This window comes from Acidovorax sp. LjRoot74, from assembly GCF_964254355.1.
Lineage (GTDB): Bacteria > Pseudomonadota > Gammaproteobacteria > Burkholderiales > Burkholderiaceae_C > Acidovorax.
The window spans coordinates 4,208,531-4,233,148 of record NZ_CAXUTI020000001.1 but is presented as its reverse complement, the minus strand read 5'-3'; the positions used below and the strand labels follow the sequence as shown (position 1 = coordinate 4,233,148).

Sequence of the window (24,618 nt, the reverse complement as noted above, 5' to 3'; positions counted from 1 at the left end):
GCGCAGCGATTCGGTGCGTGCCGTGGTCAGGTCAGCCGCAGGTGGAGCAAAACCGCCAGGCCGGTCAGGATCACGCTTGGCGCCAGGTTGCCCAGCCACACGGAGGTGCGCGATGTGGACCGGCCTGAGATGCGCGAGTCGGCCCGCAGGTAGGCGTCGCCCTCGTCGGTGAGCTGCCAGCGCAGCATCACCGCGCCCCCGGCCAGCGAGCCCACGCCCAGCGCCGCGAGGATGGCGACAAAGATGTTGCCGCCGATGCTGGCCGCAGGCACCAGGGCCACAAGGGCACCCACCGCCGTGGCGGCCGCCTGCAGTTTTTCTGTGCGCTCCATGGCGTCCATGCCGGTCTCCCGAAAAAAGACGTTGAGGGTGAAAGCCCGGTGGGTTGGCCGGAGTGTAGGTGCGTTGTCCTGGCGGCGTCTTCCTCCTCAACGCGTTAACGCGTCACGCATCACCAGTCAGCGGCAGCGCCTGCGCACAGGCATGGGCGCTGGCCCAGGCCCACTGGAAGTTGTAGCCCCCCAGCCAGCCCGTCACATCCACCACTTCGCCAATGAAGTACAGGCCCGGCTGGGCCTTGCACTCCATGGTCTGCTGCGACAGCGCCTTGGTGTCCACGCCGCCCAGCGTCACCTCGGCCTTCTTGTAGCCCTCGGTGCCCGTCGGCGTCAGCTCCCAGCGCGCCAATTGCTCCGCCAGCCGCGCCAGGGCCTTGTCGCTGGCCTCGTTGATGGGGCGCTGCCAGTCGGCCTCGCGGCCGGCCCAGGCATCGGCCAGGCGGCTCGGCACCACGGTGGCCAGTTCGTTGGCAATCAGCTTGCGCGAGCGGGCCTTGCCTTGCGCCAGCGCGGCGGGCAGGTCCACCGTGGGCGCGAGGTTGATGGCCAGCGGCGTGCCCTCCTGCCAGTAGCTGGAGATCTGCAGCACCGCCGGGCCCGACAGGCCCCGGTGGGTGAACAGCAGGTCTTCGTCAAAGGCCATTCGGGCTTTCTTGGCTCCGGTGCTGATCTGCACCGGCAGCGCCAGACCCGCGAGTTGTGCATAAGGCGCCCAGCCTGTTCCATCAAAGGTCAGCGGCACCAGGCCTGGGCGGCGCTCGACCAGCGGGATCTGGAACTGCTGCGCGAGCCGGTAGCCGAAATCCGTGGCACCGATCTTGGGGATGGACAGCCCGCCCGTGGCAATCACCAGCGAGCGCGCTTGCACTGGGCCCCGGTCAGTATCAATTTGATAGCTAGCAACGCTTGATGGATGCGCGGTAGCGGCCAAAAAAACTATGTTTCTGACGGCACAAGGCTGCCAATGTGTCACCCCACCTGCCGCGCACTCTGCCAGCAGCATGGCAATGATGTCCTCGGCCGAGCGGTCGGCAAACAGCTGGCCCTTGTGTTTTTCGTGGTGGGGAATGCCGTGCTTGTCCACCAGCGCAATGAAATCCTGCGGCGTGTAGCGCGACAGCGCAGAGCGGCAGAACTGCGGGTTCTGCCCCACAAAATGCTTGTGCGGCGCGGCCGGGTCCAGGTCGCGGTTGGTGAAGTTGCAGCGCCCGCCGCCCGAGATGCGTATCTTCTCTGCGACTTTGTCGGCATGGTCGATGAGCAAGACCTTCAGCCCCCGCTGGCCCGCTTGGCCCGCGCAGAACAGGCCGGCAGCGCCAGCGCCGATGATGATGGCGTCAAAAAATGGAGTCGTCGGCACTTCGTTCGGATGCGGTGGCACAAAAGAGTCTGATTGTGCCGCCATTGCTTGTGGCAGTGCCGTGGCCAAAGGAATCGACTGGAGGGCTTTGCACACCTATGTTTCCGTCGGTAACAGAGGCGCAGCCAGTGCGTTCCGTCGGTGTGGCGCACCAATAATGGGCGCTTGCTCAAAGGAAGGACAACCTGTGAACATGACGTCTGGATTCGATGCTCAAGGGCAGGCCATCACGCGTCGCCGATTTGGACAATGGGGCCTGGTTGCTGCAGCCTCCGGTGTGGCTGGCTGCGGTGGGGGAGGGGGGGGCGAGCCCATTGTGGAGCCGCCCGCCAAAGCCGGCACACTGGAAATGGTGGCTGGCGCCTTGGGCGGTGGCGGATTTGCAATCAGTCAGGGCGAAATGGTGCGGCTACCCACAGAGCTGACGGGACTGAGCTTCAATAGCAAGCGCGATCTTCAGTTTGTGGGGGTGTACGGCCGGGACAGTCGTGTGGGGCACAGAACCCATGATGGTGTGTCTTCGTTTGCTCCAACGTATCCCCACTATTTCACTGGCCATCTGTTTGACGCCATGGACCGTTACCTTGTGACGATGGGTGGCGGAAGCGTGCACTATTTGCAGGGGGAAACGCCCGTACTCTTGGCGGGAGGTGGGGCTAGCACCGGTCTGGTGGATGGAGTGGGCGCGAGTGCTTCTCTCCTCTACTTCGACTCACCTTTGCTGGCCCGAGATGGGCTTGTGTACTTCATTGACCAAGACCCCCAGAAGGGCTTACAACCCATGTTGCGTACCCTGGGGACGGATGGCACGGTGAAGACCTTGTTGCCGCTGCCCCGAGGTAGCCTGCTGCTCGAGTCCGCTACTGGCGGCGTGCGGCGCTATACCAAGTTCACCGGCGACCCTTATGAGTGGGCAGATCTGGTGCTGATGGGCGGTGAGTATCAATGGCGCGTCCTTTCCAACCAGTGGCCTTTTGATCATTGGACTCCCTTGATGAAAGTCCATCGGGACCAGGATGTGTATTGGGCGCTGGCCGAGGGGCAGGGAGCGCGGGAATTCTCCATTGCACATATTGATTTGTCGGGCGTCACGCCATCGGGAGTATGGAAGCTACGGGGGCGCAAAGTAACGGTTGTTCGAGAGCCGTCGAACACGGCTCCGGGCTCTTTGTTTGTCGCATGCAGCGACCCACCTGAGGGCGGTACTGAGGTTGTGGCGTGCAGGTTGGAGATGCCGACGACGTCGGTCTCTCGGTGGCTGGGAGCGCAAGCCAATGTAGGCGAGGTGGACGGACAGAGTCAGGCGCGGTTCAGCTTTGTCAGGGGTGTTGAGGCGTTGCCTGACGGGGCTGGCGGTTTGATCTTGCTGGAGAATCAGAGAGGCAACTCGTCGGACGCTGCTCCCGCACCGGCCCTCCGATCGGTCAGCGCCTCGGGCCAGGTGAGCACATGGTCTCTGGAGCCTCGTGGGAACCGCATGGCTATTGCCTATGGGCAACTGATCACCTATGACACCCAGAACCGCGCCTTGATTCGGACTGCTACCAATGGCCAGTCTGCGTGGCAGACCTGGGTCAGCTCCAGCCATTTCGCGTCCGGAGGGAGGCACGACCCTGGCGTGCAAGTTCTACGCACCGATACAACAGGGCTGCTGTGGTTTGCCACGCGTTATTCGCCACAAGCCGGCGATGGCGATGTGTACTTCGGCAGGGCCAATGGGAATGCGCTTGTTGGCACCATCGATGCCAATGGGCAGGTGAAGATTGTTGCAGGGGATCCGCAGGCCCTGTACACGCCTCAGAGCTATCCCCCCCTGGCGCAGCGCCCCTGGTACATGGACATTGCTGACATGGCCTTTGAGGGCGGTGCTGCGCAGGTGTCGTGGGTGCTGTGCAACCGGGTGGAGCTCGATGGCTCCACCAACTTTGTGCGGTTCCATCCCGAGCTGGTGCGCATCGACACCCAGGGAATCCAGCGATTCGCGTTGTCTTTGGAAATAGACCGAAATCAAATCGAGTTTTCCAAAGAGCCCTTCAAGCAGATCTGCGTTCTGCCCGGCCGACCCGGCGAGGTGTTTCTCTCCAGCGCTTGCGGTGTGCACCGGTGGACGCAGGCCAAGGGTCTTGAGCTGTTGGCAGGCCAGGCCGTGCCCACGCCCGGCGGCGTCTTGCTCGGGCAGTTGCCGGCGGGACTGAACCTGGTGAAGTTCCTGGCGCCAGGGGCCGAACGGCGCAGCCTGTATGTGGGCAGCGAGAACAGCGTGCTGAAACTGGTGCTGTCGGATTAACCTGCAGTCGCAGGCCATTGCGCGGGCGCGGACAGCCATCGAACGCGACCTGCGCGAATCTGTGGCCGAGCCCCCGGGGCGCACCGAGGTGCTGCGCAGGCAGCTGCGGGCGCTGGAGGCGAAACCCGACAGGCTCTACCTGGGGCCTGCCGGGGCCGGAGTACCCCGCCCTTCGCCTAGAACGCCGCGCGCAATGTCACGCTCAGGTTGCGCGGGTCGGCGTAGTTGCCGTAGTCCAGGTTGGCCCAGTATTTCTGGTTGGTCACATTGTTCACCGCCAGCGTGGCGCTGACCTTGGGGTTGAACTGCCAGGACGCGCGCAGGTTGAGGATGGCCTTGGGCGACTGCTTCACTGTTACCGTGCCGCTGGGGTGCGGGATGTTGAAGCCCTCAATGGCGCTTTGCCAGGTCAGGTTGCCGCCCACCGACAGGGGGGCGAGGGCGCCCGACAGCTGGTAGTCCGTGCCCAGCTGCAGCAGGTAGTCGGGCATGTTTGCGTAGATCAGGTCGGTGGGTGCGCGCGTGACCTTGGCGCGGGTGAGGCCCGCGCTCACGCGCCACTGCCGGGTGGCCATGCCCGCGAACTCCAGCTCGAAGCCGGTGGATTTGGTGCCGTTCACGGCCACATAGGGCAGGGTGCCGTCGGGCAGCGGGGTGGTGATGGCGCTGTCGCGCACGCCGTAGTTGTCCTGCTTGGTCTGGAACACCGCAAAGTGCGCCTGGATGCGGCGCTCGAACAGCTCGGCCTTGAGGCCGGCTTCGGCATTGCTGCCGATGACGGGCGACAGCGGCGTGTTGCTGCGGTCCTTGTAGTTCTGCGGGTTGAAGATGCGTGCGTAGCTGGCGTAGGCCGATAGCGTGGGCGTGATGTCATACACCGCGCCCACGTAGGGCGTGGCCTTGCGGTTCTCGTCCTGGATGGCGGAGCTGCCCGCATAGGTGCCGGTGGTGCCATAGGTGTCGGAGTGGCGATGCCAGTCGGTCAGGCGCAGGCCGGTGAGCACCGACAGCGGGTCGGTCACGCGCCAGCGTGCCGAGGCGAACAGGCCCGTCTGCTGCGTGATCTGTGTGCGCCAGGCGCCGGTCTTGGAGTACGTGGGCGCAGGCGCGCTGCCGTCCCAGGTGTAGATGTTGGGGATCAAGTAGCTCCAGCCCGCGACGGAGGTGTAGCCGTCAGTGCGTGTGGCGGTGCGGGTGGAGCTCATGCCCACCACCAGGTCGTGCTTGCGTCCGCCCAGCTCGAACTTGCCCGACAGGTAGGCGTCCACCGTGTCCTGCTTTTCGCTGCCGCCGCTGACGGCGGCATACAGCGTGGTGCCTGCGCCTGTCACCGGGTTGATGAAGGGCGCCTTGGCGGTGGTGGTGCCATAGCCGTAGGTGCTCAGGCGGAAGGTGTCGCCCTCGGTGTGGTTCAGCGCGGCCTTCAGGCTCCAGTCGTCATTGATCTGGTGCTCCAGCGTCGCGTAGAGCGTGCCTGATGTGCGCTCCCAGCGCGTCCAAGACGGCGAGAAGCTGGTGGAGATCGGCAGATCGATGGGCGCGCCCGTAGTGGCAAAACGGGGGATGGTGCCCCAGATGGGGGCCTTGGGGTCGTTGGACTGGCGCTGGTAGCCCACCGACACCACGGTGGCGGTGCCGATGTCGGCCTCCACCGCCGCGAGCAGGGCGGTCTTGTCCTCGGAGTAGCGGTCGCGGAAGCTGTCTTTTTTCTGTGGGGCCACCACCAGGCGGCTGCGCACGCTGCCGTCGCCGTTGAGTGGTGCGTTGATGTCCAGCTCGCCGCGGTACAGGTTCCACGAACCCGCCGTGAGCGCCACAGAGGCGGCGAACTCACGCTGCGGGCGCTTGCGGATCATGTTGATGGTGGCCGACGGAACGCCCACGCCGGTCTGGATGCCATTGGCGCCGCGCACGATGTCGATGCGCTCGTACAGCGCGGTGTCGAACTCCTGGTTGGTGCTGCTGCTGTAGCTGGGCAGGCCGTCGATCTGGAAATCGGTGATCTGGAAGCCGCGCGCGTAGTACAGCGGGCGCTGTGTGTCGTAGAAGCTCACGGCAATGCCGTTCACGTTGCGCAGCACGGTGTCGATGCTGGTGAGCGACTGGCGCTCGATCTGCGCACGGTTCACGGTGCTGACCGACTGCGGCGTTTCACGCGCCGTGAGCTGGAGGCGGGTGGATGCGCTCTCGCGTGCGCCCGACACGGTGACGCTGTCGAGCGCCTTGGGTTGCACGATCTGGTCGGTAGCGGGCGGGGAGGTTTCTGCAGTGGCTGCGGGCTGCTGGGCCCAGGCGGTGCCGGCCCCAGAGGCGGCAAGGGCGGCGGCGACCGCGAGGGGATGAACGGCACAGACAATGCGCCTGCGGGGTGCGGACATGGACGGGCTCCAGAGAGAAAAGCGATGACGGGCTGGCTTGCAGCGCTTTTCTACGAGAGCACGGCTGGCTGGAAATAATCGTAAAAATTGTAAACGCGAATGGGAATGATTGCTGATTGCGCCAATCCTTGGCGGCTCAATCCCAGCTGTTTTGTCGCAATGGCGCAACGTGCCCGGCGCGTGGCCGGGCATGGGGGAGGGGGGGGGAGCACCAGGCTCTGGGCCCTCCAGGGAACCGGCTGAAGCGCGCCGCGATATTTGAGCAGCCGGAGTTGCGATAAATGCACATGGCAAGCCGTTTCGCGGCACGAAAAGGAATTGCGCAAAGTGTACGCTTGGGGGATGGAACCCCCAGGCATGTTCAGATCTGTCGGCGCCCCTGGCAGCGTGAGAGCAATCTCAGACAGGAGGCAAGCAGCATGGCCTTGCAGGCTTGTTGAGCTGCGTTTCTGCGGCGTGTACTTGCCTGCAGGGCTGATTCTCAGCCGACCACTGCACAGCGGCTGGATCGTGAGCAAGGACACAGGGGTGGGCGAACGGGTATCCACGTTCTACACGTCCGCCGACCTCGAAGGGCCCTCGCTTGTGACTCCGTTGACCGTCCAGCTGGGGGACGGCAAAGTGCGCCAGAACCAGGATGGGACTTATCTGATCCACGGACGAGCATGGGATGCAGGCCACCTGAGCGAATGGCCCCAGACTTGGCTTTGCGGCCCAGGCTCAGAAGTCGTAGCCGCCGCCGTCCGTGGGATGAGCGCCTGGCTCAGTGAGCGCTACACAGGCAAGTGGCGCTAGAAGAGCCCAACGGGCTCGGCCTCCCGGTCCCAGCTGTAGATCACCAGCTCCCCGCGCTCCACTCGGTTCGCCCCGCCGCCCACGGTGTAGTCCAGTTTGAGCGCCTCCATGTCGTATCCCTCGAAGCACTCCCGGATGGCCGGGTGGTCGTTGATGCTGATGACCGCCTTGCCCTTGATCGCTCGCAGCTTGGTGGCCATGAGCTGGTACTGCTCCCAAGGAAACGGCACTCCATACCCTTCCGTCTCCCAGTACGGTGGGTCTAGATAGAACAACGTGTGTGGGCGGTCGTAGCGGTCGATACAGGCCGCCCAGTCCAGGTTCTCGATGTAGGTGCCCGCTGCCAGGCGCAAATGGGCGGCCGAGAGGGTCTCCTCGATGCGCAGGAGATTGATGGCTGGCGCAGTGGTGGCAGTCCCAAAGGTCTGGCCAGCCACCTTCCCGCCGAAGCTCTGCTGCTGCAGATAGAAAAACCGGGCCGCCCGCTGCACGTCGGTCAGCGTTTCCGGACGGGTCTCCTGGAGCCACTTGAACACCTGGCGGCTTGTCAGCGCCCACTTGAACTGACGCACGAACTCCTCCAGGTGGTGCGTCACGACGCGGTAGAGGTTGACCAGGTCGCCATTGACGTCGTTCAGCACCTCGACGTCGGCAGGGTTGCGAGCGAAGAACACCGCCGCCCCGCCCGCGAAGACCTCGACGTAGCAGCTATGGGCAGGGAACCTGCTCAGCAGCAGGTCAACGAGACGGCGTTTGCCGCCGATCCAGGGAATGATGGGTGCCATGGTGGGTTCCAGTTACGTTGGACGCTCCATGGCGCTCTGAGGTGGGGCTCTCGGCCCTCAGTGAATTCATGACCCCGCAGCGGGGGCACTTGATGCTCAGCCGGATGTAGACACCCTCGCCGAGTTTGCGGCTGCATGCGCCGCACCTGATCTCTTCCATATTTGCAAGCCTGTTTCTCTGTACGAAAACTCTGATAGGCTCGACGCGCTCTCGCGAGAGTGGCGGGTCTTGCCTGGCTTGCAGCTCATACCTGCATGTTGGGGGCCTGGCCAGGTGTTACAGCACCTGGTCAGGTCGCCCGTCTTTTTTCGCTCTACCCCTCGGCCGACACATACGTCAGCGTCGGTGCTCCCCCTTCAATCAAGCCAGCGCGCACAAACACGCGCTGCCCGGCTGTCCCCTCGCCCCGCGCCTGGATCACCCCGCCGCCTGGCAGAGTGATGATGGCCACGCCCCCGGCGATGGAGGTGATCTCGCCCACCTCCAGGGGCTGGTCGGGCATCAGCGCCATGAACTCCCGGTAAGCGTTAGGCATGGGTCTCGATCTCCAGCGTTTGGCGCAGGCGGGGGCGGCTCCACTCGATGGACGTGCTGCGCACGATGCCCATCACCGGGGTGTCGCCCAGGTAGCGGATGAACTTGCCCGGCACAATCACGCCGGTCTCGGGCAGCACCTGCATGTTCAAGGTGATCCGCTCTTGCTTGCCGGTATCCGACAGCTCGGCAATGCCCCGCTGCCGGTGCGCGTCCGGGTGGGTGATCAGCGCATGGTTCACTTGGGGGGCGATCACGTTGCCTGGGGTGCCCGCTCGGGTGAACGGCCCAAACACCCCCGCACCGATGCCGCCCAAGAAAACCCGGTTGTAGGCTGGCTTGTCGATGAACTCGGTGCCCTCCACCTCGGCCGCATGGGCCGGAATCTCAAAGTCTGGCGTGACGCTGCCCCAGTGCCAGGGCGCCAGTGGGTAGCGCGGCAGCACCCGCAGCGTGGCGGCCGTGTTGTGGGGCTGCACGTAGCCACCGGCCGCGCCAGCGATGTCGTTGATGGCGTCGATGTAGTTGCCCTGCATCGCCCAAGCCCCTGCGGGCACGTGCCAATCTTCCAGGCCCCAATCCACCGTCCAACCCATGGGGACGCCGTTCACGGTGAGCACGTCGGCCATGAGCTGCTGGGCCGTGCGGTCCACCAGGTTGCGGAACGACTGCTTGGGGGCGTCGGCCGAGCCCAGCACCGAGGCCTTGCCCTTGCCAGACACCGCCCAGCGCGTGGGGCTGAAACGCCGGTCCCGCGACTTGCCTTCCAGTCGCAGACGGAACTCCACCCCGTTGACCAGCACCGCCAGCTCGGCCGGATCGCCCGCGCTGTCGCGGCCCAGGTGATTGGCCGCATCGTTGTGCAGTGAAGCCGTCCAGGACCAGGTCCAGGACTGGTGGTCCAGCGACATGCTGAAGCTGTGGGCATTCAGCTCGGCGCCCGTGTCCACCCGGTGCAGGGTGATGTTGTTGATCACGATGTAAGTCCTTCGAACAGGGACAACGATGGTTTCGCCAGGCTGCGGCCCAGGCCCATGGCCATCGCACACAAACACCAGGCCCACAGGCAGGCTGCTGTCGGCCAGGTCTTCAAACACCAGATGCGCGGGCAGGACGGGCACGTAGCAAGGCGTCTCAATGGGCGGCTGCACGGGCGCGCTGACGCCGGGCGGCAGCTTGCGAGCCTCCTCATACCGAACGGCCACCACGCGGGACAGCGGCACCGCACGGCCAAATGCGCTGTGCACAGCGGCCTGGCGGTGCTGGGCTTCCTCAAACCGGCTTTGCACCAGGTGGCGCAGCCGCGTGGCGTCTTCAAACCGCTGCAACACCGGGGGCGCTGCGAGCTGCTGGGCTTGCTGCATGGCTTGCAGGGTGATGGAACGCAGGCGCTCGGCGTCTTCAAACCGCTGCAGGGCTGGGGCGCTGCCCAGGCGCTGGGCCTGCTGCATGACCTGGCGCACGGTGACCGCCCGGGGCTGGGCCTGTTGCCAGCGCGCCTGGTGGGGCGTGCCCACGGTGCGGGCGTCTTGCCAGTTGGCCTGCACGGCGGCGGGCACCGGCTGGGCCTGCTCGTAGCGCACCTGGGTGCTGGCCCGCACGGGCGCGGCATCCTGCCAGCCGTTGACGGTCGTGGTGGTGATCGGCCGCTCAACGTTGACGTCGAACACCACGCCGATGCGCCCGCGCAGGCCGGTGATGGAGCCATGCGCCCGCAGCCGGGCCGCCACACGCACACCGATGCGGCCGCGCAGGCCCGTGATCGTGCCCGCCGCATGCAACTCGACCACGTCGGGCGTGCCGCCCCCGCCGTCGTCTCCAAATACGATCTCGACCGGCCCACCCGTTGGGTTGGGCGCCTGGTCGAAGAGCAGATCGGTGCTTGCCACGCGCTGGCCCTTATGTGAGTGAGGTGGTGCCCAGCACCACCAGGCCACCGGCCTGCAGCAGCGGGCTGGTCTCGCCCAGCGGCGTGTTGCCACCTTCCACCCAGAAGTCGCCGCCGTTGGCTTCGTCTGTCACGCTACCTTCGGCCACGATGTCGCCCGCTGCGTTGACCCACAGGCCCCAGCGGGGCATGCCGGTGGTCAGCACCAGGGAGCCGCCCGGGTCGGCCACGTGCAGCACAAGCCCACCGCCCACGATGGACGCGCAGGGCACAGCCAGCACGATCTCGGCCTGCGGCGTGTCGCCCGCTGCGCCGTCCAGAGCTGGATGGCGGTCGGTGGTGAAGAGCAGAACCCGGCTCGGGCCGGGGCCATCGTCTGCCAGGTCAATCGCGGCCTGCAGCTGGGCCAGGGCCGTCGCGGGGCCCACACGCCAGGTGCCGCTCATGCCAGCACCTCGGGCACCAGCTTGCTGGCGACCACCGGGCGGAAGTTGCCCGCCAGGTCTTCGACCAGCGTCAGGAACTGCTGGCTGGCGTCGAGTCCAGAAAACTCAAACGCACCGGTCACTGGATCGCTCCAGGTCTCGCGCACGGGCAGCTTGCTGCGTTGGTGCTGCAGCACCACCCGGGCCTTGGTGGGCACGTTGGGCGTGCCCTTGATCTTGGTGGTGCCCCAGATGCGCGCCTGGCCGCCAAACTCCACGTCGCGGGCCACCTGAGCACGCGAAATCCTCTTGGTAGAGAAAGCGGGCACCGGGGCACTGACAGCCAGCCCCGCAGCAATGCGCGACGGCCGCACCTGCTGCGCGCCCTGCGTCGGGAACAGCAGGCGCGTGGGGCCAAACCCCGCCTGGAAGCCCGCAGGCGGCACATACACAAACGGTGTGGCCCCGAAGTTCGCCCGGCAGGTTGCAATGGCACTCGCACCCGACCCAAAAAACGCGTAAATGGGCCCGACGAGCCCGGACGCCACAACGCCCGCATCCACCCCGTCGAACCACAGCCGCAGCGTGCCTAAATCCATGTCAAGCAAAAAACTCATGACGGAGAAGGTGCCAGCCGTTGGCAATCCCGTGAGCACCTCAACCGCGCCGTGGTACAGCACCCCTGCGCCGTAGTAGCCCCAGCCGTGCGCGTTAGACCCCGGATAAGCCCCCTCGGGCGTCAAAACCTCCACGGGCGCCGCAGCCGTCACGATGCCTGGCATCGAATAGCCGCTCAGATCAGAGACCTCCCAGTAGCACTTCCTTGAGGACACACCGTGCACGCTGCGAACTGCGTAGTAGAAGTAGCTGCTGCTGGCGTAGAGGTCGCCCTCAGACAGCGTGACGCCTGTCCCTCGGTCCGCAGGGTTCCAGGTGCTGGGGACCACACCCGCCACCGCGTCCGTGGCCCAGGTATTGGCACCGGGAAACACCAGGCCGGTGCCTTCGGTGACATACACCCAGCCCTGTGCATCGCTCCAATACGCCACCGACAGTGACTTCGGCCAGTGCTGCTCAGATGCGCCTGCAGCCAGGCGCAGCCCATCCACCTCGACATCCGACCCCATGTCCCAGTGCAGGAAGAACCCGGCCGAGGCCACAGCCTGCGCGGCGAAACGGCAGCTGCTGCCCACGTTGTTGTCCTTGAGCGCAGCCAGCGTGCCCGCGATGGGCGCATGGCTGGCCGTGAGGGTGGCGGCGCCATCGAGGCGCGTGGTGCCGTTGAGCAGCGCAATCTCTGCCAGCTCCAGGTCGTTACCCCCCAGCATGAAGCCGCTGAGCCTCCAAAAACGCGCGGCCATGCTCAGCGGCTCCAGGGGCCGGTGGTGTCCAGGAATACGGTCCCAGCGGTCACTGCACCAGCGGGCGGTGCGGTGCGGATCGCCAGCAGGCGGCGCCCGGCCAGGTCATCGGTGCCCTCCACGATGCCGCCATTGGCAAACGCCGTGCCCAGGTCTTGCACCGGGTGCAGCAGGCCCGGCAAGGTACCCCGGATGCCCTGCGCAACCAGCTCCAGGGGGCCGGTCAACAGGCCGTTGTTGGGGCCGTTGGGATACGTGGCCCACGAATAGCCCGAGGTGCCCGCGTAGGCATCCGCCGTGCTGCCGTTGTGGTGGGCGCCGATGCGTTGCGCCGCAATCGCCTGGCCGATGGCCGTGTGGGAGCGCACCAGGTAGGCGCCCACCCGGGCGCTGCGGTGCGAGTAGCCCACGCAGCCGTTGGGCACGGTGCTGACGTTGGCCTGGTCGGCCTCATTGCCCGTGACCAGGTAGCCGTAGGCATCGCCGCTTTTAAAGCTGCCGATATCACCCGCGAACAGCACCGTGAATCGGCCCGTGCCTGCTGGGTCCACCGCCAGGTAGAAGGCACGCTCGTCGGCCACCATATACCAGGCGCGCGCCGTGGCGTTGGCCGCGCTGCTCTTGGGCCAGTACAGGCCCCCGGACACCTGCGCTTCCAGCGGCGTGGTGCCGGGGCCTGTGGAGGCGTCCGTCATGCTCTCATGGGCGCGCACCCGGGCGTTGGTGGTGCCGGTGTCGGCCACGCGCAGTACGCAACCCGATGCCTCGGGGACGGTGGGCTTTACGCACAGCACGTTGGCAAGGGTGCCCGCAAACAGCTCTTGCCAGCCAGCGGCCGCCAGCTTGCTGGTGATGGTGCCAGTGGCCGCCCCGTTGGCAACGCCAGGTGCGGCAAACGTGACGCTGGAGGCCGTGGTGCTCAGGATGGGCTTTTGCCCATTGAGCCCTGCGGGTGTGGCGCCCGCGAACTGGCCCACGCTGCCTACGCGGAAGGGATGCGAGCCCGCATAGTTGGCGGTGGCAATGCCTGCATTCACCGTGAGCGATGTCACGGCCCCGGCGCCGAAGCCATCGACCAGGCAGGCCTTGAGCACGGCGCGCAGCGCGCCTGCAGAGCCAGACAGGACCGAGGCGCCGGTCATTGCGGAATCAAAGGTGTAGATCATGGTTGCGGCTTAGATGACGGGGTTGGTGGGCGCGCGGTCGATATCGCCGCGCTCAGTGAGTTCAAATGCGTAGTCGGTGCCGATGGCCTCGCTGGGCTGCGTGGCGCGGATGGCCACGAGTGGGTAGTACGCGCCGACGGTGGGCAGGAACAGCGTGTTGCCCGGCACCCAGCCAGCGCCCCAGCCTGCAGCGGCCAGGGTGAAGTAAGGGGCGCCGCTGATCGGGTTGATAGGCGCGATGGTGGTGTTGCGGCTGAAGGTGCCCAGGTTGCCCACGTGCTCGCCGATCACCTCCACGTCGGTGCCCCCGGTGAGCACGCGCAGGGCAAAGCGCTCGGTCATGGCGCCCGCGTTGGTCACAACTACCGGGAAGGCCCCGTCGTTGTATGTCGAGGGCGCCGGGTTGCCGACCGTGACGTCGGACCAGGTCACACCGTCCCAGGTCTGCTGATCGAACACCGGCAGCGCCCGGGCGCGCAGGTTGCCCGCCATGATGGCGCTGGAGACGACGCTCCCCACCGGGAAGTCGTGGGCAAGCTGCTTGGTGAGCTTGAGGGTGCCGTCGATCTGCACGTCGGCCACGCGGGCCATCTGCTCGATGCGGTGCTTCACGGTCACAGGCTGCACCCAGCCGGTCACGTCGGTGATGGCGATGGTGCCCGCGTCCAGGTTGGGCGCGTAGCCGGTGCGGATGAGCTGGCCGTCTGCGCCGACCAGGTACACGCGCGAGAGGCGCTCGCGGGCGCAGTTGACGGTCTGGCCGTCCGTGTAGGTGGCGGCGGGCACCACGCCCGTGTGGCCGATCACCACATAGCTGCCCACCCGGTACTTGGGCACGCGGCCATCGGGCGGCAGGCGCACCGGGTCCAGGCCCACGATGTCGGCATCGAGCGGCAGGTAGAAGTAAGCCACGCTGTTGTAGCGCAGCGTGGTGGGGTCCACCGGCCAGGGGCGCCAGATCTTGCCCGCCTCCACGGCGCCCACGTCGGCGGCGTCGTACCACCACTCTGCCTTCTGGGCAGCGGTGAGGCTGGAGTCCAGGACGAAGTCGCCAAACTGCAGCTCCACCACGCCCGTCTGGTAGTCGATGTGCCCCCACATGTGGGCGCCCAGCAGGTTGCCGTTGAGGTCGCCCGTGGCCGTGAGGGCGTTGCCTGCGGTGTCGGTGAGCGTGAGCACGTAGCCCGTGGGCTTGATGGGGGCGGCCTGGGTGCGCATGAAGATGCTGGCGGTCTTCCAGGCGCTGCGCCGGGTCCACAGGCTTTGCAGGGTGATGGAATCGGGGTTGGGGCCGACCACGTAGTCGGTCATTTGCGCGGTGCCTGCGGCGTAGTCGATGCGGCCGGAGTTGATGCCCGGGTTACTGCCCGTGCGGCCCCGGTAGATCACGCCTTCGAAGTCGGTGTACGTCTCGCCCATCCACACAAACTGCACGCTGCCGGGCACGATGGAATCGGAGGTGTAGGGGCACAGGTCGATGACGATGGACTGGGGCGCAAAGCTGTCGGTGCGGGCGGTAACCACCGCAGGAGCCACCCGGTAGCGGGCCACCACGCTGGAGGTCGCCAAAATCTGCTCCCCCACGCTGGTGGTGCCGTAGGAGGCGCCCTTGCGGCTGTCGGCATTGCTGCTGCCGCTGCCGTCGCCCACGGTGTTGCCGAACTCGGTGGCGTTGTCGTAGTCGCTCTTGTAGGACTCGGTGCTGCGGTCGAACTGCACGACGCGCAGGTTGACCTGCTTGGCGCCGTAATTGACGGTGCCCAGGCCGCCGATGAAGGCGCCTGCGCCGTCGTCGGTGACCGTCTGGGCCACGACGATGCGGCCATCGGCCGTGCGGCCGGATTCCTGAGTCAGCGTGCTGGAGCTGCCGACGGTGCTGGTGATGGTGAAGGGGCGCTCAACGTAGGCGATGGGCATGGGTAGTGTCTCCTCAAGAAGTGCGCGGCCAGTCAACACGATCACCACCGCTGCTGCCGCTGGTGGACTCGGGCTCGCGGTATTCGGGCACCGAGCGCGTCGTGTAGGTCACACCAGTGTTCTTAATGGCGTTGGTGTTCGTCACGCTGCCGCCGCTGGTGTTGGTGGTGGTGCGGGCCGTGGCCCACTCGATCTGCAGGGTGCCTGCTGCGGGCTGCTGGGCCAGGCTGAGCGTGATGTAGCCGCCTGCGTCGGGCGCGCCGGGGACGAGCATCTCCTTGACCACCACGTCGGTGTCGTAGGCCGTGCTGATCTCGTCGCCCGGGTCGGGTAGGTGCACGGTGCGCAGCAGCACGGTGCCGCTGGGGTAGTCCACCAGGCCTGTCGCATCGCCGCTGATGACGCCTGCGGCATTGGCCGTGGCGGTGCGCAGCACGCCCGCGCTGTACCAGGTGAACTCGGGGGAGCCAGGCACCACGCCCTCATGCTCCAGCGTCCAGCAGTACTCCGGCGCGCGGATGGCCGCGCCCTGCGTGCTGCGGTTTGTGTAGCCCACGCGCTCGCCCCACTGGACGATGAGCGCGCTGCCCACGTCGGGCAGCACGGGCAGCGTCACGCTGCCGCTGCCCGTGCCATAGATGAGCTGGCCCACGCCACTGCCCGTGAAGACGCCTGCGCCGTCGTCCTGCAGCTCGTACCAAGTGCCCAGCGCCATCCAGCTCACGGTGACCGTGCCCGGCTCGGGCAGCGGCTTGAGCATGAAGACGTAGTTGAACCCCCGGTTCTCCTGGCCGATCTTGATGCGCTGGGTGTGGGCGGCCGCCGCGATCTCTACCCGGCGCGGTGCGTCGGCCAGCACGATGGAGCGCGTGGCGGCCGGGCGCTGGTCCAGGGCCGAGGTCTCGGTGCGCGAGTTGGGCACGAGCTGGGTGTAGATGCTGTCCACCTTCACCACGCTGTCTCCAATGGCGGCGGCCAGGACCGTGGGGGCCGCGCCGTAGTATTCCGCCGCATCCGCCACCGAGGTGTCGCGGATCATGGTCTTGAGTGGGTCGCGCCCGAAGCCCCGGTCGGGGGGACTGCCGGGGAAGTCAAAGCGCAGGCTGTCGGACAAGTCCAGCTGGGTGACCGAGCCCAGGAAGTCCACAAACGCGCCGCCCGTGTTGTAGGTGAACGTTCGCGTTTCGGTTGTGACCCTGGTGACCCGGATGTACTGGGCGCGCTCGTCGGGCTGGCCTTCGTTGTAGATCAGCACCAGGGTGCGGCCGATGGGCGGTGTGGCGGTGCCCGGGCGGTGGAAGAGCTGGATGTTCTTCTGGCCCAGGACATGGTTTTCTAACAAATAGCCCGACCACTCGGACGCCTTGATCAGGTAATTGGCAATGGCCGCAGCGATCTCGGTACGGCGGGCGAACAGGTTGCACTTCGCCAGGGTGACCGACACGTTGGGGTCGGTGGGCGGCATAGAGAGGATGAAGTTCGCGCCCATGTAGGGCTCGGCGTTGCTGGTCATCACAGCCGCATGCACCTGCATGATGGACACGTTGCCACCCGCCCGGTCGGCCTCGGTGATGTCGCGGAAGATGTGGTTGCTGCCGCCGTAGGGGATGACGGTGCCGGTGGGGCCGCCGCCGCCCTCGGGCACGTCGTCCATCACGCGGGACGCGAGCAGCTTGATGTCGCCTTCAAGGATGGTCATGGGTCAGACTTTCAGAAAACGGAAGGTGGGGCGGTAGAACAGCTCGGACGTGATCTCGCCGTCGAGCAGCTTCCAGACAGGCTGGGCACTGAAGCCGCCCTTGGCGTGGTCGAAGATGACCTGGTGAGTGGCTCCGCGCAGCACCAGGTCGAGCTGGATGCCTGGCAGCGCAGCCCAGGCCTGCAGGGTGCTGCACAGGGCGCGGCTGATCCAGGCGTTGGTGTCGGTGCCTTCCAGCGTGACGGGCTGGCCCGATTGCTTGACGGCCACGTCCACCAGCAGGCGGCCGGTGGTGCTGTAAGCGGTGACCTGCTCAACAGGGGACCAGTCGAACTCATCGGCCCAGTGGAGGCGGTCGCTCAGATATGCGGTGGTGCCGCTGTAGGTCAGTGTGATGCTCATGGGGGGTTACCTGGCAGCGGTGCCTTTGGCGCGGGCGAGCTTGCGCAGCAGGTCCTCGGTCTGGGCCTGGCTCTGGGCGTCTGCAAAGCGCACGGGCGTCTGGACGCCGTCGATGGTGATGTTGGAGACGTAGGTGGCGCCAGGCGCGCTGCTGCCGCTGGCGATGCCACTGCTGCGGCTGCTGCCACTTCCGTCTTCCGTATCGCCGCCACCGCTGCCGTTGGCAGCTGGTTGCTGGGGTCGCAGCTGTGGCGTGCCGCGCCTTCTCTTCTCAAAGTCCAGCATCTCGCTGGCCCTGTGCTTGCCGGTGTCGTCAAACTTGTAAAACTCGACCATCTTGCCCAGCGCTTCAGACAGCGTTCCCCACTTGCCAGCCCATTGCTTCTGGGCTTCTGTTGCGAGGTAGGGCACGTCGCCGTTGCTATTGAGGAAGTCTTTCGAGAGCCGCTCGGCGAGCAACTCGTCCAGGCCGGCCTGCTTGAGGTAGTCAACAATCGAGGCCTGAGTCCAGATGAACTGCTGCTGGACGTTGCCTTTGGCGTCGGACGTGAAGCCGTCCTTGTTCCGGAAGCCTTCGCCGACTCGCTCTACCCCTTCGGCAAGTCGCTCCATCGCTGCAGCTTGGCTGTAGATCGCCCCAGTAGCGTTGTCAGTGGAAGCCTTCAAACTTCCCTGCACTTGAGCCAGGCTGCGCAGCTTGTTGGCCGCCACCTCGGCAATGTCACCCTCCATACGCTTGACCTCGGCGGCCTTGATTGCTGCTTCGATCTCCAGCTTCTTGGCCCCGTTGTACTGATCAGCCGCGATCAGCTCGGCCTTCTTGGCCTCTGCGCTGGCAATGGCAGCTTCAGCCTCTGCGCGCTTGGCCTGGGCGGTCAGTTGCAGCAGCTGGATCTCCAGGCGCCGCATTTCGTTTTGCGCGGCAATTGCCGTTCGCTCATCTCCACGTGCCCTGGCGACCTCATAGATTGCACGCTGCTGCTCAATCGCGAGGCGCACGGCGGTCGATTGCACGTCGATCTCGACAGCCTGCATGTTGCGCTTGGCTTCGATGGCCTGGAGCTGGTCCTGGAGAGCGTCCCGATACACCAGGGCGGCTTTGCCAGCCTCAAGCTCAGCCCTGGCGAGTTCCTCGGCTGTGGCTCTGCCTGCAGCTTTGGCCGCGCGCACTTCTTCCAGCTTGGCTTTGGCGCTTTCATAGGCTTCACGCAACTCATTCACGCGGGCGCTGTTGTCTTTGTAGGCCTCGGCTTCGGCCTTGGCTTGCTCTGCGGCCAACCGGCCCGCCTGGGCCTGCGCGACGGCCTTGTCCGCGTCCTGCTGACGCAGCCCGATCAGCTTTTCCAGATCAGCGATTTGCTTCTTCTTGGTGTCATCAATCACCGCCATCTGAGCCGTCTCGGCTTTCAGCGCCTTCAGCTCTTCCTGCATGGTGGCCAGCTCCGTCAGCTTGAGCTTGGCCAACTTTTCCTGCTCAGCGGCGGAGGTCGCGGCAGCACTGGCGACGGCCGCACGCTGTGCAGCCTCTGTGCCAAACGCTGTTGCCAGCGCAACGGTGGCCTTGCCTTCGGCGTCCCGAGCGATCAGGCTTTTTTCCTGCTCGGCAATCTGCTCACGGATGGACTCCTGCACCAGGCGGTAGCCGTTCTGCAGCTTGATGAAGTCGCTGACACCCGTGGCCGCTGCGGCACCTGCCTGCTGCGTCTTGGCGGCCAGGTCCTGTTGGGCCAGTGCTGTGATGGCGGCCTGGTCGCCGCTCGCCTTGATGGCGTTGCGCAGGGTCTCGTTGTGCTGAGCAGCCTTCAGCAGCTTGTCCTGCGCTTCCTTCTGGATATCCGTGAAAGCCTGTTTCAGGCCAGAGAAATCCCTGTTCACCACGGCTGCGATCACCGTGCCGATGCTCTTTCCGACAGCAACGACCGATGCATCCAGCACGACTATGGCGCTCTGTGCGATCTCCGCACCAGTCTTCAAAGCAGTGAGGCCACCCGCGTCACCGATGTTCGCAGCCATCTCGGTGAACGAGTTCTTGATGTTGGTGATCTCCTGGCTCAGGGTCTGAGCCGAGGGTGCACCGCCATACAACTCGTTGAGTCCCTTAGAAAGCGCGGGGAACAGGTCGCTGGCTGCGATCTTTCCCTCCTCAACCAACTTGATCAAGTCGGCCGTCGTGATGCCCAAGCCTCTGGCGGCCGCGTTGAGTGCACCCGGCAGCGATTCACCGAGCTGGCCACGCAGCTCTTCCATCTGCACGACGCCCTTGCTGGCCATCTGGGCTAGAGCCTGCAGAGCCAGGGAGGTTTCAGCGCTGCTCTTGCCCGCCTTGCCCATAGCGGTGGCCACCGCTTCGAACACCTGGCGTGTAGGCTCTCCCTCGACTGCGGTGCCCTTGGTTGCCGCTGAGAGACTCAAGAAAGCCTTGCCAACCTCGGTGACGTCTGCCCCGATGCGGATGGCGACCTGGCGGACAAACTCCAGCTCTTTCCCCGCCTTGGCGGCATCGCCGGTGACAGCCGTAAGACCGCTGCGCAGCTGCTCCATCTGCGCAGCCGCAGTGACCAGCTCTCGGAACGTGAAGGCGGCGCCCAATGCGCCCGCCATCTGCCCCAGCAATTGAGACAGGTTCCCGACGCGACTGCTGAGCTGGTCCGTGGCGCCAACGGCTGACCGATGAGCGGCACCCATCTCCCGAGTGCGCTGCGCAGCCTGATCGGCAGCAGCCGCTTCAACGCGAAGGGCGCGGGTGTAGTTTTCAGCGGCCTGCAGCTCCTGGGCCTGGGCGGCATTCAGCGGCCCGACTGCCGCCAGCTCCTCACGGCGCGCTGCTGTCGCTTTCTGGGTTGCATCGGCTTCGGCACGTTTGGCGCGGGCGACCAGCGCCAGTTGGTCGGCCTCCACTTGGGCCAGAGCATTCCTGGCACGGGCTACAGCGGCGTCGTCGCCCTTTGCCTGGGCAGCTTGCAGGCGGGCTTGCTGCTCCGCCTGGCTGGCCGCCAGGTGTTGCCGCTGCAGCTCGATCGCGCTCTGTTCGACCTGCAGGCCGTTCTTGATAGCGGCGGTCTTGGCGTCCACTGCGCTCTTCAGCTCGGCCAGCTCACTGCCCATCTGATTGGAGCTGCGACCAAGGTCTCGGGTGCTTTGTGCTGCCTGATCTGCGGCATCCGCCTGAACGCGAAGAGCCTTGGCGTGGTTCTCGGCGGCCGCCGTCGAACTGGCCTGCGCTGCCGTGAGTGGCCCAACAAGGGCCATTTGCTCGCGTCGCGCATCAGTGGTCTGTTGGACGGCCTCCGCTTCAGTCCGCTTCGCACGCGCCGATAAGGCGAGTTGCTCAGCTTCAATTTGCCGCAAGCGGTTTTGTGCCTGCGTGGCGAGTGATTCATCCCCACGTGCTGTCGCAGACTTCAGAATTGCCTGCTGCTCCGACTGGCTGGCTGCCAATTGCTGGCGCTGGAGTTCGATCTCCGATTGCTCGACTTGCAGCGCGGCCTTGATGGCCTGGGTCTTTTCGTCAAAAGACCGTGCCAGTTCCGCTATTTCGTTTCCGGCCTTGTCGGCTGATGAATTGAGCTTGTCCAGTCCCGCGCCCGCCGTTGTCGCTGCCGCACCAAGATCCTTGGTCGCGTCCTCGGTGGTCTCTAGCGTCCTGCCGAGCTTTTCCAGTCCCTCATCTTTGACGCGGACCGTGTAGTCAAGCTTGTTGTCGTTTCCGGTGGCCATGGGCTGTTGAAGGGCTGAGAAAAGAAAAGGCCGCGCACCGCCTGGGAAAGCGGCGGGCGGCCCTGGCGCGCCGTGTCTGGATCAGCTCAAGCGCTGGCGGTAGTACTTGCTGATTCCCGCCCCGGTCCTGGTTGGGTCCTGCAGCACGCTGCCCTCGACGTCCAGGGAGCCAAAGCCCTTCTTGATCAGTGCGAGTGACTTGGTCACCCCCTGGCTGGCGCGCCAGATGTCCACCACGGTGGGCTTGCCGCTGTCGGCCTCGTTCAGGCCTTCGAACAGCAGGCGCAGCTCGGGGGCCTTGGTGGTGAGCGCTTCCACGGCGGCGTAGGCACCGTAGGAGTAGCTGACCCACAGCTTGTCGGCCACGGCGATGTCGGCGGCGTTGGATGGCAGGAAGATGCCTGCCGCCCCGGGCTCGTAGTTGCCCGCCATGTCTATCGGTGTAGCCGCACCAGCCGTGGCGCCCTTTTTGATCGTGATGCTGGTCGGAGCGATGTGCTCCAGTGGCAGCAGGCAACCCAGGGAGGCGACGGTGAATGGCTCGTCCGTCACAGTCCCGGAGTCGATACCCGAGACCGAAGCCAGGGTGGCGCGAGCCAAGTTCACAACGTTGAGGTCCGCCAGCTTCATGCTGACCTTCACCTTCGTTACGCGCCGCACTTCGGCATGCGTGCCGCCGCCGAGTGCAGTCATATCCTCCTGCTCTTGCACATCCTCGGTGTGCTCCACCGTCAACTCCAACACGTTGCCGATTGGGGCTGGGTGGTTGGGCGAACCCCATGCGCTGGCATACACCTTACCAACGTTCATTGATGGTCGAAAGACCTTTTTGAGCACTTCGACTGCCATGTGACTACTCCTGTGAAAACTCGTTTTGAAAGACCGTCTCAACCAAGAAGGCGAGCGGTAGGTACATGAACCCGCCACTGAATCCAGCGGTGGGCGCTGGCGCCAGCCGCATCGGTCCCGATGTGTTGGGCGGCCGGTAGCCCATCAGGGTTTCGCCCGCACGGGCCATGAGTTCGCCCGCCTGTGACCGTGCGTCCTGCCCGGTCTTCACCGTTCGCACGTTCTTCACGGCAGAAACGATGAGCCAGGTGTGATCCAGCCGCGCAGCCGCCCCGTCCTCACGGGATTCCAGCGGCCTGAATCCGCTCCAAACCACGTGCACGGCCGGGGTGGGCTGGGCGTCCTCTCGTACCTGTGCCAGGTCGGCCGCCGTAAGCACGTGGACCTGGGGCCGCAGGCCGCTGAGCGCCTCCTTGAGCCTGGCCACGATGTGCGGCTCGGGCTCCAGAAAGTTGTTGCGGTGGGGTAGTGCCGACGCAGTGGACATCAGTACCGCCCCCAGTCAAATGCGCTGCCTGGCGCGCGCGTGGCCATGTGCCCAGCGGGCTGCGCGACTTCGGTGTCCGCACCGCCCAGACTCACGACCCCCTTGCTCAGGTCCACCAGGTACTGGTCGGCCCAGGCTGCGCCCCGCCGCAGCTCCTCGGGCACCGAGGTGCCGTAGAGCCGCTTGAGCGCGATCGCCGCCACGGCACCAGGCAGGCTGCTACCCTGCACCAGGTCGGTGGGCAGAGGCATGCGCGAGCGGTAGCGTGGAAACAGGTAGGTGTCGGCGTGGCGGCTGGCCTTGTCCAGAGCGTCCTGCAGACGCGCCAGGGCGGTAGTCGCCACAGCGATCTGTTCGGGCGTCCAGTCGCTCAGGTCTCCGGCCGTGGCCACCAGGCGCAGCAGTTCGGCGTCCAGCACGGCATCCAGCGCAGACCGCTGGGCCAGCTCGGTCCAGCCGTCGGTCGCGGCGTTGACCAGGTCGGAGATAGAGGCGTAGCCAGCCATGGTCCGGGTCAGCGCAGCACGCGGATGATGTCACCGGCCGCCGTCGCGGCATCGCGGGCGTTGCCCCAGGCCTTGCCAGCGGCGAGCGTGATCACGCGCCCCTGGGCATCGGGCTGCACCTGGGCACCGGCCGCGATCGCAGCACCGGCCTCCACCAGGATCTCGCCGTGCGTGGAGACGCCAGCCTGCTCGCCCACCGCGTAGTCAGCGTTGGGCACGCCCAGCACTGCGTCGGTGGCCACGGCAGTCGCCCCCGCGAAATTCACGCAGCGAAACCGCGACAGCGCAGCGGCGGCCAGGATGGACGTGGCCAGGAGGATCTTCTCTGTTTGCATGCTTGCTTACTCCTTGTCTTCAGGCAGTGGCACCACCATGCCGTCCAAGCGATCGGCCTCGGCGGTGGTCAGTTCGATGTCGAAGCCCACGCCGTAGAACTCGCCGTTGTGGCGGATGGGGACCGTGCCCACAACGTAGGGACGCTTAGTCGTATCCGGGCGGTGGTCACGGGGGGCGGCAGACGCGACTGGCGCAGCGTCGGTCTGCAGCTCTGTCTGGCCTGCATCCTGCGACCCGCTGGCTTGCCCAGAAGCTGCGGTGCTCAGATCACCGCCTGGCGCGTCGTCGCCCTTTGGGCCGCCCGACGCCTCATCGGGTGCAGGCGCTGCGGCCGTGGCTGCAGGAGCTGGGGCGGACGTGGGAGGCGTTGGAACGCTTGCGTTGACGGGGGGCTTGGGCGCCTCGTTGGCGGCCCGTTTGGCTGGAGCTTTTGCCATGATCAAGCCGCTCCCGACACCAGATAGCCAGCCTCAGCACCCAGCATGTAGGGGCGGAAGATGTCCGTGTTGCGGATGATTTCCAGCTTGCCGTCCTCGGTGCGTGTGTCCACCACCGGGTTGCCCTTCTTGCGCAGGGTGTAGCCGAAGCTGGGTTCGTAGGCCGAACGCACGGGAGCGTCGCCAGCAGCAGCGGGCGCTGCCGTGGGCACATAGGCCAAGACCAGCGTGCCGCCCCAAAGGTCGGTCGCCACGCCAGCGTCAGTGCGGTAGATGCCCTTGCCCACCACGATGTTCTCGATCTCGAAGATCTCGCGCAGGTCCGCCAGTTGCACGAGGCGTGAGCGGGTGTCGCTCAAAATCGCCTTGAGTTTGGGGTGGCGCTTCATCGCGCGCCAGCTCTTGTAGCCAATCACCATGGTGTTGGGCTCTTTCACCACTTTGTCGCGCACGGCCGCCTTGGCATCGTCCACCACGCCTTCAGGGTCGCTGTCCGCGTGGGTGAAAACACTGGTGCCCGACAACGCGATCTTGTTGCCCGCCGGGTAGTTGTTTGGGTTCTGCGTCATGCTGGCCACCATGGCTTCATGGCGCAGGCGGATTCCTTCCACCACGCGGTTTGTGGCGTGGGCTTGCAGCGGGAAAGCGGCCTCGGCGTCTTCGCGGTAGTCGATCGGGTACTCCAGATCGTGCTCGTCCAGGCTGATGTCGATGCCATCAACGTCTTCGGGGTTGATCCGGTTCGACTTGGCACGCAGCGCGCGCTCAGTCTGATAAATCGTGAACGCCTCTTTGCCGAAGCGCGGGATCTGGCCGCCCTCCTTGTCCAGCGTCACAAAGGGCAGCAGCTGGTCGCCTACAAAGGCGGCGTTGCTGTAGCCCGTGGCCAGCGCGCTGAGGACCGGGTCCACCACGCGCAATTTGCTCAAACGTCCCATGAATTTTTCTCC

General features: G+C 65.8%; 21 protein-coding genes. 1 reads left to right on the top strand and 20 read right to left on the bottom strand.

The features are described 5' to 3' along the window. Window positions 1-26: 26 nt before the first annotated feature. Both ACSQ3O_RS20235 and ACSQ3O_RS20230 read right to left on the bottom strand, forming a co-directional pair. Window positions 27-341, bottom strand: coding sequence for a hypothetical protein (locus ACSQ3O_RS20235; protein WP_436140255.1), 315 nt, complete (start codon window positions 339-341; stop codon window positions 27-29). A gap of 103 nt (window positions 342-444) precedes the next feature. Further along, on the bottom strand, window positions 445-1,698 hold the full coding sequence (locus ACSQ3O_RS20230) for an NAD(P)/FAD-dependent oxidoreductase (protein WP_436140254.1): 1,254 nt from the start codon (window positions 1,696-1,698) through the stop codon (window positions 445-447). Window positions 1,699-1,885: 187 nt separating this feature from the next. Between ACSQ3O_RS20230 and ACSQ3O_RS20225 the strand changes: the two genes are divergently transcribed. Beyond that, entirely contained in the window at window positions 1,886-3,985 is a 2,100-nt protein-coding gene (locus tag ACSQ3O_RS20225; protein ID WP_436140253.1) for a hypothetical protein, read from the top strand. 176 nt (window positions 3,986-4,161) lie between these two features. Here ACSQ3O_RS20225 and ACSQ3O_RS20220 read toward each other — a convergent pair whose 3' ends face one another. The 18 genes from ACSQ3O_RS20220 to ACSQ3O_RS20135 all read right to left on the bottom strand — a co-directional run bounded on the left by ACSQ3O_RS20220 (window position 4,162) and on the right by ACSQ3O_RS20135 (window position 24,606). Then, the gene (locus ACSQ3O_RS20220; protein WP_436140252.1) at window positions 4,162-6,363 is read right to left on the bottom strand and encodes a TonB-dependent siderophore receptor; all 2,202 of its coding nucleotides are present in this window, start codon (window positions 6,361-6,363) and stop codon (window positions 4,162-4,164) included. A 791-nt stretch (window positions 6,364-7,154) separates the two neighbouring features. Continuing rightward, window positions 7,155-7,943, bottom strand: coding sequence for a DNA adenine methylase (locus ACSQ3O_RS20215; RefSeq protein ID WP_436140251.1), 789 nt, complete (start codon window positions 7,941-7,943; stop codon window positions 7,155-7,157). Then, window positions 7,897-8,103, bottom strand: coding sequence for a Com family DNA-binding transcriptional regulator (locus ACSQ3O_RS20210; protein ID WP_108497971.1), 207 nt, complete (start codon window positions 8,101-8,103; stop codon window positions 7,897-7,899). Before ACSQ3O_RS20210 ends, ACSQ3O_RS20215 begins: the two co-directional genes overlap by 47 nt. Window positions 8,104-8,257: 154 nt before the next feature. Beyond that, window positions 8,258-8,479, bottom strand: a complete 222-nt coding sequence (locus tag ACSQ3O_RS20205) for a hypothetical protein (RefSeq protein ID WP_252659462.1) — start codon at window positions 8,477-8,479, stop codon at window positions 8,258-8,260. Continuing rightward, entirely contained in the window at window positions 8,472-10,367 is a 1,896-nt protein-coding gene (locus tag ACSQ3O_RS20200; protein ID WP_436140250.1) for a hypothetical protein, read from the bottom strand. The genes ACSQ3O_RS20205 and ACSQ3O_RS20200 overlap by 8 nt, the downstream gene beginning before the upstream one ends. A 10-nt stretch (window positions 10,368-10,377) precedes the next feature. Further along, window positions 10,378-10,812: a hypothetical protein gene (locus ACSQ3O_RS20195; RefSeq protein WP_436140249.1), complete on the bottom strand. Its 435-nt coding sequence runs from the start codon at window positions 10,810-10,812 to the stop codon at window positions 10,378-10,380. Further along, window positions 10,809-12,152 (bottom strand): SPRY domain-containing protein, encoded by a 1,344-nt coding sequence (locus tag ACSQ3O_RS20190; RefSeq protein WP_436140248.1) that lies wholly within the window; start codon window positions 12,150-12,152, stop codon window positions 10,809-10,811. Before ACSQ3O_RS20190 ends, ACSQ3O_RS20195 begins: the two co-directional genes overlap by 4 nt. A 2-nt stretch (window positions 12,153-12,154) precedes the next feature. Next, window positions 12,155-13,318 carry a hypothetical protein gene (locus tag ACSQ3O_RS20185; protein ID WP_436140247.1) on the bottom strand — a complete coding sequence of 388 codons (1,164 nt, stop codon included), beginning with the start codon at window positions 13,316-13,318 and terminating at the stop codon, window positions 12,155-12,157. 9 nt (window positions 13,319-13,327) lie between these two features. Continuing rightward, window positions 13,328-15,235, bottom strand: a complete 1,908-nt coding sequence (locus tag ACSQ3O_RS20180) for a hypothetical protein (protein WP_436140246.1) — start codon at window positions 15,233-15,235, stop codon at window positions 13,328-13,330. A gap of 13 nt (window positions 15,236-15,248) precedes the next feature. Next, window positions 15,249-16,934 carry a hypothetical protein gene (locus tag ACSQ3O_RS20175; RefSeq protein ID WP_436140245.1) on the bottom strand — a complete coding sequence of 562 codons (1,686 nt, stop codon included), beginning with the start codon at window positions 16,932-16,934 and terminating at the stop codon, window positions 15,249-15,251. Window positions 16,935-16,937: 3 nt separating this feature from the next. After that, a complete protein-coding gene (locus ACSQ3O_RS20170; protein WP_436140244.1) occupies window positions 16,938-17,336 on the bottom strand; it encodes a hypothetical protein in 399 nt (132 codons plus the stop codon). A 6-nt stretch (window positions 17,337-17,342) separates the two neighbouring features. After that, window positions 17,343-21,053 (bottom strand): tape measure protein, encoded by a 3,711-nt coding sequence (locus tag ACSQ3O_RS20165; RefSeq protein ID WP_436140243.1) that lies wholly within the window; start codon window positions 21,051-21,053, stop codon window positions 17,343-17,345. A gap of 81 nt (window positions 21,054-21,134) precedes the next feature. Beyond that, window positions 21,135-21,902, bottom strand: a complete 768-nt coding sequence (locus tag ACSQ3O_RS20160; RefSeq protein ID WP_436140242.1) for a hypothetical protein — start codon at window positions 21,900-21,902, stop codon at window positions 21,135-21,137. A 4-nt stretch (window positions 21,903-21,906) separates the two neighbouring features. Next, window positions 21,907-22,389, bottom strand: coding sequence for a phage tail terminator protein (locus tag ACSQ3O_RS20155; protein WP_436140241.1), 483 nt, complete (start codon window positions 22,387-22,389; stop codon window positions 21,907-21,909). Then, window positions 22,389-22,895, bottom strand: a complete 507-nt coding sequence (locus ACSQ3O_RS20150; RefSeq protein WP_436140240.1) for a phage protein Gp36 family protein — start codon at window positions 22,893-22,895, stop codon at window positions 22,389-22,391. The genes ACSQ3O_RS20155 and ACSQ3O_RS20150 overlap by 1 nt, the downstream gene beginning before the upstream one ends. Before the next feature lie 8 nt (window positions 22,896-22,903). Then, a complete protein-coding gene (locus ACSQ3O_RS20145) occupies window positions 22,904-23,230 on the bottom strand; it encodes a capsid cement protein (RefSeq protein ID WP_436140239.1) in 327 nt (108 codons plus the stop codon). A gap of 6 nt (window positions 23,231-23,236) precedes the next feature. Beyond that, window positions 23,237-23,668, bottom strand: a complete 432-nt coding sequence (locus ACSQ3O_RS20140) for a hypothetical protein (protein ID WP_436140238.1) — start codon at window positions 23,666-23,668, stop codon at window positions 23,237-23,239. Between the two features lie 2 nt (window positions 23,669-23,670). Continuing rightward, window positions 23,671-24,606: a hypothetical protein gene (locus ACSQ3O_RS20135; protein WP_436140237.1), complete on the bottom strand. Its 936-nt coding sequence runs from the start codon at window positions 24,604-24,606 to the stop codon at window positions 23,671-23,673. Window positions 24,607-24,618: the final 12 nt, after the last annotated feature.

Excerpts from the sequence above, each read along its gene's own strand:
- ACSQ3O_RS20235 (WP_436140255.1), bottom strand. The coding sequence starts at position 341 with ATGGACGCCATGGAGCGCACAGAAAAACTGCAGGCGGCCGCCACGGCG.
- ACSQ3O_RS20220 (WP_436140252.1), bottom strand. The coding sequence starts at position 6,363 with ATGTCCGCACCCCGCAGGCGCATTGTCTGTGCCGTTCATCCCCTCGCG.
- ACSQ3O_RS20215 (WP_436140251.1), bottom strand. The coding sequence starts at position 7,943 with ATGGCACCCATCATTCCCTGGATCGGCGGCAAACGCCGTCTCGTTGAC.
- ACSQ3O_RS20210 (WP_108497971.1), bottom strand. The coding sequence starts at position 8,103 with ATGGAAGAGATCAGGTGCGGCGCATGCAGCCGCAAACTCGGCGAGGGT.
- ACSQ3O_RS20205 (WP_252659462.1), bottom strand. The coding sequence starts at position 8,479 with ATGCCTAACGCTTACCGGGAGTTCATGGCGCTGATGCCCGACCAGCCC.
- ACSQ3O_RS20195 (WP_436140249.1), bottom strand. The coding sequence starts at position 10,812 with ATGAGCGGCACCTGGCGTGTGGGCCCCGCGACGGCCCTGGCCCAGCTG.
- ACSQ3O_RS20190 (WP_436140248.1), bottom strand. The coding sequence starts at position 12,152 with ATGGCCGCGCGTTTTTGGAGGCTCAGCGGCTTCATGCTGGGGGGTAAC.
- ACSQ3O_RS20185 (WP_436140247.1), bottom strand. The coding sequence starts at position 13,318 with ATGATCTACACCTTTGATTCCGCAATGACCGGCGCCTCGGTCCTGTCT.
- ACSQ3O_RS20180 (WP_436140246.1), bottom strand. The coding sequence starts at position 15,235 with ATGCCCATCGCCTACGTTGAGCGCCCCTTCACCATCACCAGCACCGTC.
- ACSQ3O_RS20175 (WP_436140245.1), bottom strand. The coding sequence starts at position 16,934 with ATGACCATCCTTGAAGGCGACATCAAGCTGCTCGCGTCCCGCGTGATG.
- ACSQ3O_RS20170 (WP_436140244.1), bottom strand. The coding sequence starts at position 17,336 with ATGAGCATCACACTGACCTACAGCGGCACCACCGCATATCTGAGCGAC.
- ACSQ3O_RS20165 (WP_436140243.1), bottom strand. The coding sequence starts at position 21,053 with ATGGCCACCGGAAACGACAACAAGCTTGACTACACGGTCCGCGTCAAA.
- ACSQ3O_RS20160 (WP_436140242.1), bottom strand. The coding sequence starts at position 21,902 with ATGGCAGTCGAAGTGCTCAAAAAGGTCTTTCGACCATCAATGAACGTT.
- ACSQ3O_RS20155 (WP_436140241.1), bottom strand. The coding sequence starts at position 22,389 with ATGTCCACTGCGTCGGCACTACCCCACCGCAACAACTTTCTGGAGCCC.
- ACSQ3O_RS20150 (WP_436140240.1), bottom strand. The coding sequence starts at position 22,895 with ATGGCTGGCTACGCCTCTATCTCCGACCTGGTCAACGCCGCGACCGAC.
- ACSQ3O_RS20145 (WP_436140239.1), bottom strand. The coding sequence starts at position 23,230 with ATGCAAACAGAGAAGATCCTCCTGGCCACGTCCATCCTGGCCGCCGCT.
- ACSQ3O_RS20140 (WP_436140238.1), bottom strand. The coding sequence starts at position 23,668 with ATGGCAAAAGCTCCAGCCAAACGGGCCGCCAACGAGGCGCCCAAGCCC.
- ACSQ3O_RS20135 (WP_436140237.1), bottom strand. The coding sequence starts at position 24,606 with ATGGGACGTTTGAGCAAATTGCGCGTGGTGGACCCGGTCCTCAGCGCG.